Source organism: Hominilimicola sp. (assembly GCF_046972485.1).
Lineage (GTDB): Bacteria > Bacillota > Clostridia > UBA1381 > UBA1381 > Hominilimicola > Hominilimicola fabiformis.
In genome coordinates this window covers 1-1948 of sequence record NZ_JBKVWU010000206.1, presented here as the reverse complement: position 1 = coordinate 1948, position 1948 = coordinate 1, and the positions used below count along the sequence as shown (strand labels likewise).

Annotated in this window: 2 protein-coding genes; both read left to right on the top strand. The window is 39.2% G+C overall.

The window, feature by feature from the left end; genetic code table 11:
- Window positions 1-64 precede the first annotated feature (64 nt).
- Window positions 65-817, top strand: coding sequence for a polysaccharide deacetylase family protein (locus tag ACLTU0_RS11805; RefSeq protein WP_412322638.1), 753 nt, complete (start codon window positions 65-67; stop codon window positions 815-817).
- Between the two features lie 72 nt (window positions 818-889).
- The gene (locus ACLTU0_RS11800; RefSeq protein ID WP_412322637.1) at window positions 890-1831 is read left to right on the top strand and encodes a family 43 glycosylhydrolase; all 942 of its coding nucleotides are present in this window, start codon (window positions 890-892) and stop codon (window positions 1829-1831) included.
- The last annotated feature ends 117 nt before the right edge of the window (window positions 1832-1948 follow it).

The window sequence follows — 1948 nt, the reverse complement described above, 5'->3', positions numbered from 1 at the left end:
GTCATAAACATATGCCGACACGAATAAGATATATTAAGCAGATATATTTTAGGAGGTCGGCATTTTGAATTTTTATGTTATTAAATTAAAGCATATTATAATAGCATTACTGATTTTTGCGGTTATACCGATAATTTGGTTTACGACTTCAAGAGCGGTAAGCGTGTTTAACGTAAACGGCAGAGAAATTCCGATTTACAGCGTGGAGAGGGACGACAATAAAATTGCACTGACATTTGACTGTGCGTGGAACGATGATGATATTGACTCAATTCTTGATACGTTGGACAAGTATAATTGCAAGGCGACATTTTTCGTTGTGGGTGATTGGGCTGAAAAGTATTCCGAAAGTTTGAAGAAAATTTATGACAGTGGACATGAAATCGGCAATCATTCATATAATCACGCGGATTATACGAAAATGTCGGCAGAGGCGATTACAGCCGACCTTGATAAATGTGACGGAATTGTTGAAAGCATAACCGGTGAAAGACCGTACCTTATGCGTGCGCCGTCAGGCGGATATAATAACACTGTTGTGAAAGTGGCGGAGGATAGCGGAAGAATGTATATTCAGTGGTCGGTGGACGGAATTGATTACGGTGACGCGGAGGCACAGAATATATATGAAAGAAGCGTCAGACGCACGCAAAACGGCGACATAATTCTTTTGCATAACGGCACAAAGAATACGGCGGCAATTCTGCCGAAAATTTTGGAGGCATTGGAGTGCAAATATGAATTTGTAACTGTGTCGGAACTTATTTACAAAGATAATTATGTGATAGACAATACAGGCAGACAATTTCAAAAATAATTGTTTACAAAACCGTTGTAAGCTATTATAATAGATAATATAAAAATATAAAAGCGAAACGGAGAAAATAATATGGATAAGAAATATGAATATAACAGTCCTTTGGTGTATCAGCGGGCAGATCCGTTTGTGTATCTGCATACTGACGGATATTACTATTTCACAGGTACAATGCCACAGTATGACTGTATTGAGATAAGACGTGCAAAGACTCTTAACGGACTTTTGACGGCTGATTCGGAAGTAGTGTGGAAAAAGCATACGACAGGTGAAATGGGCTCACATATTTGGGCGCCTGAACTTCATTATATAGACGGTGTGTGGTATATTTATTTCACAGCCGGTGACGCAAAAGACGTATGGGAAATAAGACCTTATCTGCTTATGTGCGAGGACGAAAATCCTATGACGGGTAAGTGGATTGAAAAGGGCAGAATTGATGTGGGAGTGGAAAGCTTTTCACTTGATATGACCACATTTATACATAAGGGTGAACAATATGTACTTTGGGCACAAAAGACAGAGCCTGCAGATGTATCTGACGTGTATATTGCAAAAATGAAAAATCCTTGGACTCTTGCAACAAAGCCGATGATTCTTACAACACCGGAGTATGATTGGGAAGTGCAGGGATTTAAAGTGAACGAAGGTCCGGCGGTACTTGTCAGAAACGGTAAAGTTATCGTTACATATTCGGCGTCCGATACAGGTTGGAGATACTGTATGGGAATGCTTTGGGCTGATGAAAACAGCGATTTGCTTGATATAAAGTCGTGGCATAAGAGCGACAAGCCTGTATTTAAAACGAGCGAGGAGAATAAGCAGTACGGACCGGGACATAACTGTTTCACGACCGATAACGGTAAAGACGTGCTTATATATCACAGCCGAAACTATAAGGAAATCAAAGGCGATCCGCTTCACGATAACAACCGTCACGCAAGAGCGAAAGTGTTTGAATATGATGAAAACGGACTTCCGATATTCGGTGAACCTGTTCCGAAGAACATATAAATTTATAACAGCACAAAAAAACAGAGCCTTAATGGCTCTGCTTTTTTATGAAGAAAAAAATGAAAAAATTATCGTGAATTGATTTAATAATTATCAATTCTTTAACTGTATTATAAT

Bases quoted from the DNA above. Each gene is read 5' to 3' on its own strand.
- ACLTU0_RS11800 (WP_412322637.1), top strand. From the start codon at position 890: ATGGATAAGAAATATGAATATAACAGTCCTTTGGTGTATCAGCGGGCA.